Origin of the sequence: Ruminococcus flavefaciens MA2007, from assembly GCF_000621845.1 — a bacterium.
In the GTDB taxonomy this organism is placed as follows: domain Bacteria; phylum Bacillota; class Clostridia; order Oscillospirales; family Ruminococcaceae; genus Ruminococcus; species Ruminococcus flavefaciens_E.
This window is the reverse complement of the sequence record NZ_JHXF01000007.1, coordinates 116,689-130,903: the sequence shown is the minus strand read 5'-3', so window position 1 is coordinate 130,903 and position 14,215 is coordinate 116,689. Positions and strand designations below refer to the sequence as shown.

At 47.8% G+C, this 14,215-nt stretch carries 13 protein-coding genes; 2 read left to right on the top strand and 11 right to left on the bottom strand.

Features of this window, described 5'->3' with window-relative positions; genetic code table 11:
* Nucleotides 1–350: 350 nt before the first annotated feature.
* Together T497_RS0103805 and T497_RS17320 are read left to right on the top strand one after the other, a co-directional pair.
* A complete protein-coding gene (locus T497_RS0103805; protein ID WP_028514470.1) occupies nt 351–851 on the top strand; it encodes an RNA polymerase sigma factor in 501 nt (166 codons plus the stop codon).
* Nucleotides 848–1,663 (top strand): zf-HC2 domain-containing protein, encoded by an 816-nt coding sequence (locus T497_RS17320; protein WP_051530509.1) that lies wholly within the window; start codon nt 848–850, stop codon nt 1,661–1,663. Before T497_RS0103805 ends, T497_RS17320 begins: the two co-directional genes overlap by 4 nt.
* Before the next feature lie 33 nt (nt 1,664–1,696).
* On the opposite strand, the gene T497_RS0103795 is transcribed toward T497_RS17320, so the two are convergent.
* The 11 genes from T497_RS0103795 to recJ form a co-directional block, all read right to left on the bottom strand.
* Complete coding sequence (locus tag T497_RS0103795; protein ID WP_028514469.1) at nt 1,697–2,686, bottom strand: GGDEF domain-containing protein; 990 nt, start codon at nt 2,684–2,686, stop codon at nt 1,697–1,699.
* A gap of 231 nt (nt 2,687–2,917) precedes the next feature.
* Nucleotides 2,918–3,571, bottom strand: a complete 654-nt coding sequence (locus T497_RS0103790; RefSeq protein ID WP_028514468.1) for a CpXC domain-containing protein — start codon at nt 3,569–3,571, stop codon at nt 2,918–2,920.
* 39 nt (nt 3,572–3,610) lie between these two features.
* On the bottom strand, nt 3,611–3,892 hold the full coding sequence (locus T497_RS0103785) for a DUF4298 domain-containing protein (RefSeq protein WP_028514467.1): 282 nt from the start codon (nt 3,890–3,892) through the stop codon (nt 3,611–3,613).
* An 18-nt stretch (nt 3,893–3,910) separates the two neighbouring features.
* Nucleotides 3,911–5,041: an acyltransferase family protein gene (locus tag T497_RS0103780; protein WP_028514466.1), complete on the bottom strand. Its 1,131-nt coding sequence runs from the start codon at nt 5,039–5,041 to the stop codon at nt 3,911–3,913.
* Nucleotides 5,042–5,081: 40 nt separating this feature from the next.
* Nucleotides 5,082–5,699 carry a nitroreductase family protein gene (locus T497_RS0103775; RefSeq protein ID WP_028514465.1) on the bottom strand — a complete coding sequence of 206 codons (618 nt, stop codon included), beginning with the start codon at nt 5,697–5,699 and terminating at the stop codon, nt 5,082–5,084.
* Between the two features lie 50 nt (nt 5,700–5,749).
* Nucleotides 5,750–6,238 (bottom strand): CDP-alcohol phosphatidyltransferase family protein, encoded by a 489-nt coding sequence (locus tag T497_RS0103770; protein ID WP_028514464.1) that lies wholly within the window; start codon nt 6,236–6,238, stop codon nt 5,750–5,752.
* Between the two features lies 1 nt (nt 6,239).
* The gene (rlmD, locus tag T497_RS0103765; protein ID WP_028514463.1) at nt 6,240–7,595 is read right to left on the bottom strand and encodes a 23S rRNA (uracil(1939)-C(5))-methyltransferase RlmD; all 1,356 of its coding nucleotides are present in this window, start codon (nt 7,593–7,595) and stop codon (nt 6,240–6,242) included.
* The gene (gene hemZ / locus T497_RS0103760; RefSeq protein WP_028514462.1) at nt 7,559–9,037 is read right to left on the bottom strand and encodes a coproporphyrinogen dehydrogenase HemZ; all 1,479 of its coding nucleotides are present in this window, start codon (nt 9,035–9,037) and stop codon (nt 7,559–7,561) included. The genes rlmD and hemZ overlap by 37 nt, the downstream gene beginning before the upstream one ends.
* Nucleotides 9,024–9,668 carry an MBL fold metallo-hydrolase gene (locus T497_RS0103755; RefSeq protein WP_028514461.1) on the bottom strand — a complete coding sequence of 215 codons (645 nt, stop codon included), beginning with the start codon at nt 9,666–9,668 and terminating at the stop codon, nt 9,024–9,026. The genes hemZ and T497_RS0103755 overlap by 14 nt, the downstream gene beginning before the upstream one ends.
* An 11-nt stretch (nt 9,669–9,679) precedes the next feature.
* Nucleotides 9,680–11,977 (bottom strand): RelA/SpoT family protein, encoded by a 2,298-nt coding sequence (locus T497_RS0103750; RefSeq protein ID WP_196243010.1) that lies wholly within the window; start codon nt 11,975–11,977, stop codon nt 9,680–9,682.
* A 26-nt stretch (nt 11,978–12,003) separates the two neighbouring features.
* Nucleotides 12,004–14,028 carry a single-stranded-DNA-specific exonuclease RecJ gene (gene recJ / locus T497_RS0103745; RefSeq protein ID WP_037324394.1) on the bottom strand — a complete coding sequence of 675 codons (2,025 nt, stop codon included), beginning with the start codon at nt 14,026–14,028 and terminating at the stop codon, nt 12,004–12,006.
* Nucleotides 14,029–14,215 lie beyond the last annotated feature (187 nt).

Here is a 14,215-nt window from a genome sequence, read left to right as displayed (position 1 = left end):
ATTAATTCCCCCTGTGTATTTTTTCACGATTTTGGGACAGAAGTCCCCTATCCATATTATTATACATGATTATTCATAATTTGGCAATGATTTATTGTATCTTTTTACTACTTTTTTGTCTATATTTGCGACAGCTGTGTAAAATAATGCAGTAAAATTTAATATTTCATGACATAATATGTCACCTTGGATTGTAGGGGACGGCGTATATTCTGACGGGAGCTCCGAAAACGGACACCACAGTTATGCATTACGAATTATGAGTTGAAACTCGGAAAAAATGTCCGCTTTTTTTGAAATTCCTGTAATAAAATCAAAATTCATTCGTCTATATAAGTGAAGGAGGTGAGATGATGAAGCAGGAACTGCATGAGATATACGAAAAATACAGCTCAGACCTTTATGCCTTTATCCTGCGAATGTGCCGCAGCGAGCAGCTTGCCAAGGACATTTTGCAGGACACCATGCTGAAAGCCATGACAAGCGCCGACAGCTTCAAGGGGGACTGCTCCGTAAAGACGTGGCTGTACACTATTGCAAGAAATATCTGGTACGACCAGCTGAAAAAGGCTGAGAACCGCAATCAGCCGCTGGACAGTATTCCCGAGCCTGCGGCACAGGAGAGTATCGAAGCCTGCTTTGCGGACAAGGATACAGCCATACGCATACATCATCTTCTTCACGAGCTTGACGAGCCCTATCGTGAGGTCTTTACCCTGCGCGTTTTTGCGGAGCTCAGATTCGCCGATATAGCCAAGGTTTTCGGCAGGACTGAGAACTGGGCAGGAGTGACCTATTATCGGGCAAAGCAGAAGCTCATTGAACTGTTGAAAAGGGAGGGACTTTTATGAAAAACACCATAGACTGCAATGTCATAGTCGATCTTTTGCCGCTGTACAAAGAGGAAATTTGCAGCGAGGAGACAAAAATACTTGTCGAGGAGCACCTTGCGGAGTGCGCGGACTGCCGCCGACTCAGCGAGCAGGTGACTATTCCCGAAGTCGGGAAAAAAGAAGCTCCCACTGAGACCGAGACCTTTAAAAAAGTAGGGAAGAAGCTGAAAAATAGCCGCTTTACCAAGTTTTTGTCAGTGCTTATGTGTATATGCATAGTTCTGTTTGCCGGAGTCAACGCCGCGTGGTATATTCTTAAATACCGCCCCATGAAGAAGCTGTGCGAGGGCATGGAAAAGATAGCACCTTATGATGACGGCAGCAAGGACTTGCCAAGAGTAAATAAGGTGACAGTATATTCATCTGAGGACGATAAATACCGGTATTTAGTGGGTATGCCCCATTATCTGAATTTTAGTATGGGATATATGCTTGTTGCTCCAAAGGGTGCTGTATCGGTAGACAGTAACGGAATGCGCGGCATAGACAGCAGGTCGGAAGAACCGATCCTTTGTATGTCTTTCTGCCATAATCTTTCGCCTTCTGACCGTGTCGAGGTCACTGCTTCGTTTGATGAGACATATGACGGACAGAAAACAAAGGGAATGTTTATATTCTTTACTGATTATGACTTCAAAGCACTTAAAGAAGCGCAGTATCTTGATCCCGAGGATACCGCAAAGCTTAGAGATTTTATCGAAAAACACAGAGACGAGCTCAATGATATGAAAAAAGCCGCTCAGAATAAATGGGGAGACTACCTTAAATAAAAACAGCGCCCGAGATCATTCTCGGGCGTTTTGTTATATGTGCGGTTCGATATTCATAAGCCTGGGATCAGCCGCTTTCATGCGAGCCTTGTCCTCGTACATCATAGCGTCTACTTCGCGGAAAACATTGTCGAAATCCATGCCCTTCTTGTACTCGCCGAAGCCTATGGCGATACTGTAGCCTTTTTTGTGTACAGCCTCTTTCAGCTTATTTGTGGTGAGCTCCACATCTGAATAGGTAGCGTGCGGGTAGAGTATCTCGAACTCGTCGCCTCCCATTCGGTAGAATCGGCACTTCATTGGAAGAACTTCAAATGCACTGTCGGATACCGAAAGTATAGCCCTGTCGCCTGCGTCGTGTCCCTCAGTGTCGTTTATCCTTTTCAGACCGTTGAGGTCCATGGATATCACGAACATCTGGTGCTTTTTCATATTCTCTACGTCCTTGTAGAAGGAGTGTCGGTTGAAGGCTCCCGTAAGAGCGTCACGGGTGAGAGTCTCCGTAGTAAAGAAAATGTAGTAAAACAGGCAGGAGAGAACCGCCATGCCGCTTATGAGGAACTTGAAATGGAACACTGCATTCATTATGGTAGCTATTACGATCGCCACCGAAAGGAGGAATATAAAATAGCTCTCATTCTTGAAGCCAAGTCTGAACTTGTTTATCGAAGCCACAAGAAGCAGTGCGATATAGATAAAGCTCAGCAGATAGGGAACAAGGGCGAATTTTCCCATATACCTGTTGCCTGTTTCGTCAAAGGCGAATATACAGCCGTTGAATATACTGATAATACAAAGCAGAACATTGAATATCGCTAAACATAGCACTGCTGTACGGGCTTTTTTCTTGATGACGTTGGTCAGGAAGATAAACGGCAGCATTACAGGTCCGCTGATAGAGTAACCTATGGCTGAGAAAATCTTCATAAGCATGATATTTTTGCCTGTTCCCATGAAAAGATATACCATGATATTGCAGATTATCATAACCATTGCGATGATAACGCCTATAAGAAAAGCCATTTTGCGCTTTGCAGTCAGCGCTGAGTTTTAAAACAGAAAAATAAGGAGCGTAATGCCTGCGACCACAATAAGATAGCTGTTCTGGATAATCTCTTTGATCATAGGCATCACGCTCCTTCATATAATGATAAGTTATAATTATTGTAACATATAAATTATATAAAATCAAGAGCTTTTAACAAAAATCCGAATTATCATAATATAATTTTGTGCAAATGCACAATTAACGGCTTACATCTGCTTTTCGATAGTTGCCAGAGCCCAGTCAGAATTTATGAGCACCTCTTTGTCATCAGCAAGAGCCGCCTTGAAGGTCTTGGCGATATGCTCATAGTTTCCGCTGCTGAACTCAGCACGTCCCCACTGGTCTCCCTCTATCTTGATAGCGAAGTTGGTTGTGCCGTCCTTTTCTCTGTTAAGGAAGATCTGCTCTATCTTCTTGCTTGGATCGGCTTTCTGGAGCTCCGCCAGAAGAAACAGCTTCTGGAGCTCTATCACCTTGTCGTCGTAGCCGTGGTCAAGGATAAGGAGCTTCTCGCGGAAGCTGTTCATATCCGTAACAACACGCTTGCGGCAGCCCTTTTCAAGCTTTATGCCCTCGTCGTAAGGATCGTGGGTGAGAGTTTTCATGAAGTTTATTGCCATGAGCGGAGCGTCGGGGATATAGTGGATAAGCATCTTATCCTCGGGCTGATGATAGTATGTAGGGTAGAAAACTATGCAGTCATTGCCGCACTTCGGGCACTTCCACATAAAAAGCTGACCGCTTCTGATAAGCTCTTTGAGCTCGGGATCGTCTGAGGTATTTATGTTCTCCCAGACCTTGAAATCGCCCTCGGTCTGGCACTCGGGGCACTTTATGATCTCATTGTGATTTTTTGACATAGTGATTCCTCTTTTCTTTATGATTTGTAATAGATAAGCTTACTCGTCAGCCTCGCTGAGCAGGTCATACAAGCCGTCCTCAGAGAGAACGCCCCGTTTCAGCTCCTTGGGAAGAAGTCCTGCTTCGTCGGCTGCAAAGTCCTGTTTCCATGTGTCGCTGGTGTAGTACTTTTCAAGCTCTGTAAGAGCCTTTTTCTTCTGAGATGTGCCGTTTTTCAGCTTTTCCGCAGTATCCATGAGCTTTTCATAATAGGTGATACGCTTTATCTGCTCGCTGAAAGCGGTTTCAGATGATTTTTTTGATAAAAGCTTTCTTTTCATGGTATTGCTCCTTTTACATTATTTCTGCTCAGCAGGCTTTTTGAAAAGACCGCATACAGGCTTTTTTATGAATTTGTTATACAGCATTACAAGACCAACGGGACCTAATGTTCCTGCAAGGAAGTAAACCAGTTTGAACTGCGAAACGTACTCCCAGCGGTACCAGTTTGAGTCCTGAAATGCCTCAACATCAAAATAGGGGAGCCCTGCTACCTTGTTGATACCAAAGAGTATGCAGTTGAGGATATTGAAGCATACAACATGGAGACTCATTATATAGAAAGTGTTTTCAGAAATGGCATTGACTATTTTGCTGTTGTAGAAAGGCTTGCCGATGAGGTCGACTACCTCCAGCCAGAACAGCATACCAACGATTGCCGAAATCATAGGAGTTACAGCATAAGGGCTTGTAAAGCCTGTAAGAGTTGCCATGCTGTCGAAAGCAAGATCGTATTCCTGCGGCATGAAGAATACTCTTATCATGTTGATAGTGAGCATTGAAAAAAGCAGCAGCAGGGGATTGATCTTCTGTATCTTTTCCTCCAGACCTTCGCGGTAGAGAACGCCCATTTCCATGAACGGCAGGAAGAACAGCACCTTCAGCGGCAGAAGCAGATAATCAGGTACCTCATGATCCTTTGCGTACCATACTACTGCAATGTTGAGGATAATAAACGGAATGACCATTATCTTGCTGTTCCAGTGGTTGGCAAACAGCTTCTTCATAAAGCCGTAAACTATCTGAACAGCAAATAACATAGGTGCGAACCACATGGGCAGTGCGATAGTGGTTATCTCACCGCTGGTAAAGATGTTCAGCATCGCCTTTGCTTTGTATTCCAGCATAAAAGGCTGCATGGCTTCGGTTTTTATGCACAGCATCAGCCATTCTGCAATAAGCGCCAGTATGGAAACTACTATGTACGGCAGCAGAAGTGTCTGGAATTTGCGCACCGTGTACTTCCACATATTGGTCTTTGTGTCTACTTTGTTGAAATAGCCCGATATAAGCACGAACATGGGCATGAAAAATGAATTGAAAGGGAAGAAGTTTGCGAAAATATTGAATGTTCCCCATGTGTGGGAATCTACTACCATGATAATTCCGATAGCGGACAGTATCATGAACTTTTTGTTTGACTTTGCCAAAAAAATCACTCCTAAATAATATCAGAATAAAATATGCTTTTCAGAATTTCTGCCAGTGAAGCTGCTTTCCCATATCGGGAACGAGCTGCTTTGTGCGCTTTGCGTTTTCAGCAGGTCTGCCGATACCGATAAAGCAGGGTATCATATATTCTTCGGGGAAGCCTGTTGCTTTCCTTGCGGCTTCTTCCTCATTGCCCCACGGTATCCTGAGATTGCAGCCGTAGCCCTCTGCCGTTGCAGCAAGCCACAGGTTCTCGATACTGCACCACACCGAAGCAAAGCAGTTCAGATGAGAAAGGTCGGCAGGGTGCAGGATATCGACTTTCTTCTTCATAAGCGGAATAATGACAGCAGCCGCGTTTATAAGCATACTGTACTGCTTCGGAACGGCGACCTGATAGGACTCCTTCTGAACAGGATCGGATATGAAGGTCATTTTGTCAACGTCCTTTACGGTGAGGTCTTTCGGAACTCCGCTGAGAACCTCAGCCATTAGGGATTTGTCCGTCACGACAATAAAGTGCCAGTCGCGGAAATGGTCGTTTGTGGGAGCCTTATATGCCGCTTCGATTATTCTTTTTATAGTTTCCTCGGGGATAGCTTCTTCGGCGAAATCCCGAATGCTGCTTCTTTTGTTTACTGCTTCATAGAAATCCATGTTTTTTTCTCCTGTGTGACATCAATGGTGATCGGTAGTGCGTGAGCATATTAAGAGGTATGGCGCAGAACGGAATTGCTTTCGTGCAGTGCTGCCACAGTTGTGATAACGCACAGAACTGCTGCGAACAGAGTGGTATCGATAAGGCTGAAACCAAGCGGAAAAAGGAATAATGCAGCTCCTGCGACCTTGTTTATAACAGAATGGACAGAGGTGAGCTTTTTTAGCCTGATATAGCTGATAAATACGTTGGCAAGCTTGATTAATGCAATGCCAATTATCCATAGATATATCCAGATCGGCATTTCTATCACAGGAAGAATTTTTATCATGCAAACTGCTGTGAATACAATATCTGCAATGGTATCAAGCTTCGCCCCGAATTCGCTGTCGGTACCTGTTTTTCTTGCTACAGCACCGTCGATCATATCGGAAAAGCCTGCTGAAATATACAGTGCATAAAAAGGTATCGAGAAAGTCGGGCATAGCAATAATGCAAAAGAGAAAATTATCCTAAAACCTGTTATCACATTTGCCATTTTATTTAGTTCTTGACAGCATAACCACGCATTCCACATGACCTGTTTTCGGGAAGAGGTCCACTCCGCAGACCTTATCTGCGCTGTAGCCGCGCTCCGAGAGCAGCTTTGCGTCTCTTGCGGCAGTAGCAGGGTTGCAGGATATCATCACTATCTTCCTCGGAGCAGCCTCCGCCATGACGTCGATAGTTTCGGGAGAGCAGCCCTTTCGCGGCGGATCCACAACGATTATATCGGGCTTGCAGCCCTGTTTGCGGAGCTTTCCGAAAACCTCCCCTGCGTCTCCGCAGTGGAACTCGGCATTGGCGATATTATTGCGGAGGGCGTTTTTCTTTGCGTTTTCAACGGCTTGTGGAACTATCTCCACGCCTACTATCTTTGCCGCCTGCTTAGCCATGGAGAGACCTATCGTACCTGCACCGCAGTACAGGTCAGCGATGACCTCGCTGCTGTCGGGAGATGCGTATTCGAGCGCCTTTCCGTAGAGCCTTTCAGCCTGCACGGTATTGACCTGATAAAATGACAGGGGAGATATCTCCACTGTGTTTCCGCACATAGTATCGGAGATAGTATCGCTGCCCCATAAAGTCAAGCATTCATCGCCGAGAATGACGTTGGTCTTTTTTGAGTTTATATTCATGACGATACTTTTTATATCGCCGAATTTTTCAGTGAGAGTCCTGCAAAGAGCGTTGAGCTGTCTCGATATATCCTTGCGCACGACAAGACACACCATTATCTCTCCCGAGTGAGCTCCTCTGCGGAGGTAGATATGGCGGATAATGCCTGTATTAGTTTCCTCGTTGTAGACCGACAGCTTCCTGTCGTTTATGTAGTCAAGGACAGTTTTTATTATCTCGCTGAAAACCTCGGGCTGCAAAGCGCAGTCCTCGACGGGTATCACCCTATGGCTTCGGGGAGCGAAAAATCCGCAGACAGCCCTGCCGTCCTGCACTGCAAGAGGGTACTGAGCCTTATTGCGGTAGCGCTCGGTGTTCTCAGCGCCGAGAAAGCTGTCAAACTGCGGAGAAAGTCCGCCTATGCGCTCAAAGGCGTCGCGGACGATATCGTTTTTGGTTCGGCATTCAGCCTCATAGGAGATGTGTCTCAGCAGACAGCCGCCGCACTTCTTGTACACTGGGCAGTTATCTTCAATACGGTCGGGAGAGGGCTTGATGAGCTTATCTATTATGCCGAAAGCATAGCTTTTCAGCACCTTCACTATCCTTACCTCACAGACGTCGCCTACAGCGGTCTCAGGTACGAAAACTGCCATGCCCTCAATGCGGCAGACGCCGCTGCCCTCTGAGGTCAGCCCTGTTATCTCGGCTGTATGGACTTGATTTTTTTCAAGCATTCCGTGATCTCCTCTTTTTTCTCCATGAGCTTGTCGAAGCTTTTTATGTACTCATATGGGAATTTGTAGTTATGTATGCGTTCTATCCTGTTGCCTGCATAGAGCAGCTTTGTTGAAGCGGCACAGCCTGCGCCGAGAATGGTCTGAGTTTCGTCCATGATGAAGATGTTGTAATAGCTCTCGAAGCCCTTTTTCGCATAGCCCATGTTTTCAAGGTTGTCCACTGTGTTCTTCTGACGGTACATATAGTAGGGCAGATAGCCGTGGGACATAAGTGTGGGTATGCTGTAGTCAACCATTTCAGCCGCAGGATTTGCGTTGTTTGCATTGCCCTGCGCAAATAGTGTAGCCGAGCGCTTTATGGTCAGGGTATGGACTGTTATGCTCTCGGGATCAAGCTCTATCATGCGGTCAATGGTATTGCGGAAGCTCTCCGCAGACTCCGTTGGCAGACCTGCTATAAGGTCGGTATTGATGTTTTTGAAGCCCACCTTACGGGCAAGCTCAAAGGCTTTTACAGCGTCCTCGCCCGAGTGCTTTCTGCCGATGACCTTCAGCACCTCGTCATTGAGAGTCTGAGGGTTTACGGAGATACGCTCCGCACCGAGCTCCTTGATAACGCGGAGCTTTTCCTCGGTGATAGTGTCGGGACGTCCAGCCTCAACGCTGTACTCGCGGACTTTTGTGAGGTCAAAGTTTTTCTCAACAGCCTCCATGATAGTGCGGAGCTCCTGTGCTGACACAGAAGTAGGAGTACCGCCGCCGAAGTAGATAGTGTCTATCTTGGTGTCGGTTTCCTTGACTATTTTACCAAGTATGGCGAGCTCTTTGCACAGCGCTTCGATGTACTGGGGCATGAGTTTTATAGCCGAGTCCATAGAATGTGACACGAATGAACAGTAGCTGCACCTTGTAGGGCAGAAAGGGATAGACACGTAGAGACTTGCGGCAGTACCGTCTATCTTATCCAGTATTGGCAGCTGGTTTATCGCCGTATCATAGGCGAGCTGGAGCTTCTTGTCCTGTATCTCGTACTTGTCTTTAAGTCGGCGGAATATCTCGTCCTTGGGGACGTTCTCACGTATGAGCTCCACTACCTTTTTCACGGGGCGTATGCCGGTCATAAGTCCCCATGGCGGAACTATTCCCGTCTTATCGGAGAGGATATGGAACAGTATCCTGCAAAGCTCATGCTCCTTATTCTGGGACTGGTCAGCAACAGCTTCACGTATCTCGGGAGCTTCTCCATTGAGCTTTACCTCAACGCGGAGCCTGTCACCGTCCATCTCGGCTATGACGTACTCGTCGCCGACGGCTTCTTCACGGGAAGTACCGAAGCTGTACCTTGCTGTGCTGAAAAAGAGCTTCATAGTTGCTTCCACTTCGTATTTAAAAGAATTGCCGATGAGTATTATCGGCATTTTAGTCTCATTGTTCGTCATTTTTGCCTCTGAATGGTCTCATATAGGGGTTGGATTCACGCTCATAATCGAGAGTTGTGCTCTCGTTGTGACCTGGGTAGACCTTGTAGTCTCCCACAAGATTGTACAGCTTGTTCAGGGAGTAGGTCATGGCTGCGGAGGAGCTGTCGGGGAAGTCAGTCCTGCCGACGGAGCAGCAGAAAATGGTATCGCCGGAGAAGATGACATCGCCGCAGATGTAGCACACGCTGCCCTGTGAATGTCCGGGGGTATGTAGCACACGGAATGTGCATTCGCCGTCGTTTATGAAGCAGTCGCCGTAAACGCAGGTCCAGTCTGTAATGGGAGTGAACGTGAAGAACGACATATTTGAAGCCAGCGAATCTGTGGCGCTGGTGAGCATATGAGCGTCCAGCTCGTGAATGTATATTTCAGCGCCCGTAGCCTTGTGTACCTCCTCAGCGCCGCCGATGTGGTCGAAGTGACCGTGGGTGAGGAGTATCTTTGTAAGGCGGAGCTTCTTCATTTTGAGAAACTCCAGAAGCAGACGGCTGTCGCCGCCGATATCCACTGCCACACAGCGTCCGGGGGCAGTCTCGATTATATAGCAGTTTGAACGGAGAGGTCCAAGCTGTAAATGATGAATTTTCATGTGTTTACTCCTTAAATAGCGGCTCTCTCAACGGAGATGACGCCCTTTATCTTTCTGAGCTTCTCAAAGAGGTTCTTGAGCTGCTCGGTGCTGGAAATAACGATAGTACCCTCAAAGAGAGCGTTGCCGTTTTTGAGGACTCTCGAAGCGGAATGAACGATAGGCACTCTTGCTTCAAGGAGAACTGCGGATATATCGTATACAAGACCAACACGGTCTGTAGCTGTTACCTCAAAGCTGGTCTGGAGCTGTGTATCGCTGTTGTCGGTCCACTGGATATCAACCCAGCGGTCGAGCTCCTCGGGATTGTTTCTGGCAAGAGCCGCCTTGTAGTTGGTACAGTTTGTGGTGTGGACGGAAACTCCGTAGCCGCGTGTGATAAAGCCTATGATGTCGTCACCTGGGAGAGGATTGCAGCACTGGGCGAACTTTATGAGCATATCGTCTATCTGGTCGAGGATAATACTGCTCCTGCCGTTTGGCTTTGGCTTTATGAGCGGGATTACAGAGGGCTCGTCCTCCTTTTCGTAGAGCTTCTCGTACTTGTCTTTAAGGCGGGGTATCATCTTTGAGAGGAGTATACCGCCGTAGCCTATGGAAGCGTAGAAGTCGTCAAGAGTCTCGCAGTTATGGCGCTTGAAGTCGTCCTGCAGGAACTCTGTGTACTGTTCCTCCTTGAGGTTTATCCTGTGGCGCTTGAATTCGCGCTCCAGCTGAGCCTTACCCTCGACGATGTTCTCCTCGCGGCGCTCTTTCTTGAACCATGAGCGTATCTTTGAGCGAGCCTCGTTGGTCTGGACTATATTCAGCCATGCACGGTTAGGTCCCTTTTCGGGGTCCTTGCTGGTTATTATCTCGCATATCTGTCCTGTCTGGAGCTTATAATCAAGAGGCACTATCCTGCCGTCTACCTTGGCGCCTACGGTTTTGTGACCTATCTCAGTATGGATACGGTAGGCGAAGTCGATAACAGTTGAGTTTATAGGCAGGCTTACGGACATACCCTTTGGAGTCATGACAACTATATCCTCGGGGTCAAGGTCTGTCTTGATTATGCGGACAATTTCCTCAACGTCGTCGGAGGTCTGCTGTGCCTCGATGACCTGACGCACCCATGCAAGACGCTGTTCCATTTTGTCCTTGCCCTGTATGCCCTCCTTGTACTTCCAGTGAGCGGCGATACCGTATTCAGCGGTCTCGTGCATATCCCATGTTCGTATCTGCACCTCAAAGGGGATACCTTCCTTACCGAGAACAGTTGTGTGGAGAGACTGGTACATATTATTCTTCGGGGTGGAGATGTAGTCCTTGAAGCGGTTGGGCAGGGGCTTGAACATATCGTGGATAAGACCGAGAACGTTGTAGCACTCGGCGATAGTGGTAACTATGATACGGACTGCATATTTATCGTATATTTCGTCGATATCCTTGTGCCCGATGAATATTTTGCGGTATATGCTGTAAATGCTCTTTACACGTCCGTCTATCTGAGGGGGCTGTGTAAATTCCTCGGACTTGAATCGCTGAGCGATACGGCTCTTGATTATCTCGATGAAGGCTTCACGCTCTTCCTTTTTGTTTTCGAGAATGCTCTCGATCTCGGAATAAGCATAGGGATCGAGATAGTGGAATGCGAGGTCCTGAAGCTCCTCCTTCATGGCTCTGATACCGAGACGGTGAGCTATAGGTGCGTAGATGTTCATTGTTTCGAGAGCTGTATTGCGCTGTTTTTCAAGCGGACGGTATTTCAGTGTACGCATATTGTGGAGACGGTCACTGAGCTTGATTATCATTACGCGGATATCCTGAGACATGGCAAGGAGTATCTTTCTGATATTCTCAGCCTGCTGTTCCTCTTTTGTGGAAGTAGGAATTTTGCTCAGCTTTGTAACGCCGTCCACCAGCAGTGCAACGTCCTGACCGAAGCGCTTTTTCAGGTCGTCAAGAGTTGCGTCGGTGTCCTCGACTACATCGTGGAGCAGGGCGGCGCAGATAGTATCCGTGTCCATGCCGAGCTCTAAGAGAGTATAGGCAACTGCAAGAGGGTGGGTGATATAGGGCTGCCCCGAGGAGCGGACCTGTCCCTCGTGAGCCTTTGCGGCAAACTCGTAAGCCGAGATTATCTTGCTCAGGTCATACTGTTTGTCGTCGGTAAGTATCTTCTGAATTATCTTCTCAATAGTGAAATTATCGTTGAAATCAGGGATATCGCTGAGAAGCTCCTTTGGATCCTCGGGGAGAGCTGACTCGGGTATTGGCACTTCCACCTCGTGATGCATGAGATTTGATACATTCATGTTGTCGGGCATATCTATTCTCCTTTATCTATGGCAGTTCAGCCGAGCCTGCTTCTGAGAGACACAAGCACGGGAGCTGAATCAAGGTCGGCTTTCTGAGTGACCTTGACTCTTTTTATCTTTGATTCAGCGCTTGACACCGTAACGAGCCCCAGCTGTCTGAGAGCTTCTGCGGCGGCGCAGAATTTGCAGTAATTTATGTTGGGATCATTGAGCCTTATGTACAGGGTATCCGTACATATGCCCTGATCGGGTATGGACTTGTATATCTTCACAACGTCGTCCCTTTTGGGGTACATATGAGAGTAGTAGTTCTTTGGGAGCTCCTCGCCGCGGAGAAAGGCTTCAAAGGCTGACAGCGCCGCGAAGTATTTGCTCTGCTCAAATCCGTGGGGACGGATATCGCTGACGATGATATTGGGCGATATGTTTCCGCGGAACTCGTTTACTCCGAGGGTGACTATCATGTCGCAGACGTCGCCCTTTGAAACTATGAGCTCCTCGGGAGACTTCCTGAATACAAGCGCCTCCGCTTGTGTGAAGCCAACTTTTATTCTTAGTTTTGAGTGGGCGCCGTCAGACAGGGGGATTATATCCAGAATCTGCGCGTTTTCAATATAGTAGAGGGGCTTTTCGTTGTCTGTGCCGAAGGGCTCCAGCAGGTCAAGTCCCTGTATGTTCTGTATGTTCAGCTCCTGAGGAGTCAGGGGAGCGTCGGCTTTCAGCTCTGAAACAGGCATGGTCCTGTGATTTTCAAGGGCGTACTTTTCAAGAAGCTCTCTGAACTTGTCCGCCATGCCGCTTTTTATGGTGAAGCCCCCTGCGGCAGGGTGTCCGCCGAACTTTTCAAGCACCTCGGAGCAGGCGGTCAGTGCGCCGAATACCGAAAACTCTCCGAATGAACGTGCCGATCCGCGGAGCTCGCCCTCGCTTTCCGAAGCTATGAAGCAGGGTTTGCCGAAGTGTTCCACTATACGTGAGGCAACAATGCCGATAACGCCGTGGTGCCAGTCCTTGCCGCACAGGAAGATTACTCTTCCGCGAATGAGGTCGGGCTTTTCATCTATCATTGCAAATATATCCGAAACAATGGCATTTTCAGCGTCCTTGCGCATATTGTTCAGCTTGTCCAGCTCTCGGGCGGCTGTGAGGGCTTCGTCATAGTCCTCGCAGAGAAAAAGCTCTGCCGCTGTTTTCGGAGAGCCGAAGCGTCCTGCGGCGTTTATCCGCGGAGCTATGCCAAAGCCGATAGACTGGGTGTTCACGGGCTTATCCGCAAGACCGCATACCTCTTTGAGAGCCATAAGTGAAGGCCTATCGGTATTGCTTATGAGCTCCATACCGTAGGAAACAAGGAAACGGTTCTCGCCTGTAAGGCTTACTATATCGGCAACTGTAGCGATAGCGGCAAGGTCGCCGAACTGCTCCAGCGCCATGGTGTAGTCGCCGCCGTCAAGAGCGGCAACCAGTTTCAGTGCCAGTCCTGCGCCGCACATATTCTTGAATGTGGAGAAGCAGTCGTGACGGTGGGGATCAACTATAGCCTCAGCCTTGGGGAGCTGTTCACCCTGCTGGTGGTGGTCGGTGATGACGAGCTTCATGCCCATGGCGTAGATGTACTCAGCCTCGGGGATAGCCGATATTCCGTTGTCTACGGTGACTATAAGGGTGACTCCGTCGTCGGATATCTTATCAACGGCTTTCATGTTGAGACCGTAGCCCTCGGAGCGCTCGGGGATATAATAAGTAACGTCCGCCCCCGCTTCTGCAAGATAGGAATACAGAATGACTGTAGACATTACGCCGTCGCAGTCATAATCGCCGTAGATACAGATACGCTCGCCGTTTTCAATGGCTGAGTTTATGGTATCCGCAGCCTCCTGCATATCCTTTATGAGAAAGGGATCGGACAATTCGTCCGTATTCAGGCTCTCCACTACTGATTCGGGAGAGGAATAGCCCTTTGCTGCCAGTGCGGAAGCCGCAAGTGAGGTAACTCCGCAGCTCAGCATAAGAGCAGAGACCGTTTTTTTGTCGGGAACGCCGACGGTCCATTTTTTCATACAATGACTCCTAAAGATATATTTAGATTATTATACCACAAATGGGAGCTTTTTTCAATAGGAGAGTGTCAAAAAAATCAAGTATCAAGATTTTAGAGCTAAGAACTAAGAATGTAGGGACGCACAGTGTGCGCCCGAAAACATGAAAATGCGAAAAAACGGGCGAACGCTGTTCGCCCCTGCACCA

What these genes read in the sequence shown, in the direction of transcription:
- rlmD (WP_028514463.1), bottom strand. Translation starts at nt 7,595, where the DNA reads ATGCTTGAAAAAAATCAAGTCCATACAGCCGAGATAACAGGGCTGACC.
- T497_RS0103805 (WP_028514470.1), top strand. Translation starts at nt 351, where the DNA reads ATGATGAAGCAGGAACTGCATGAGATATACGAAAAATACAGCTCAGAC.
- T497_RS0103795 (WP_028514469.1), bottom strand. Translation starts at nt 2,686, where the DNA reads ATGGCTTTTCTTATAGGCGTTATCATCGCAATGGTTATGATAATCTGC.
- recJ (WP_037324394.1), bottom strand. Translation starts at nt 14,028, where the DNA reads ATGAAAAAATGGACCGTCGGCGTTCCCGACAAAAAAACGGTCTCTGCT.
- T497_RS0103770 (WP_028514464.1), bottom strand. Translation starts at nt 6,238, where the DNA reads ATGGCAAATGTGATAACAGGTTTTAGGATAATTTTCTCTTTTGCATTA.
- T497_RS0103790 (WP_028514468.1), bottom strand. Translation starts at nt 3,571, where the DNA reads ATGTCAAAAAATCACAATGAGATCATAAAGTGCCCCGAGTGCCAGACC.
- T497_RS0103785 (WP_028514467.1), bottom strand. Translation starts at nt 3,892, where the DNA reads ATGAAAAGAAAGCTTTTATCAAAAAAATCATCTGAAACCGCTTTCAGC.
- T497_RS0103775 (WP_028514465.1), bottom strand. Translation starts at nt 5,699, where the DNA reads ATGGATTTCTATGAAGCAGTAAACAAAAGAAGCAGCATTCGGGATTTC.
- T497_RS0103755 (WP_028514461.1), bottom strand. Translation starts at nt 9,668, where the DNA reads ATGAAAATTCATCATTTACAGCTTGGACCTCTCCGTTCAAACTGCTAT.
- T497_RS0103750 (WP_196243010.1), bottom strand. Translation starts at nt 11,977, where the DNA reads ATGCCCGACAACATGAATGTATCAAATCTCATGCATCACGAGGTGGAA.
- hemZ (WP_028514462.1), bottom strand. Translation starts at nt 9,037, where the DNA reads ATGACGAACAATGAGACTAAAATGCCGATAATACTCATCGGCAATTCT.
- T497_RS17320 (WP_051530509.1), top strand. Translation starts at nt 848, where the DNA reads ATGAAAAACACCATAGACTGCAATGTCATAGTCGATCTTTTGCCGCTG.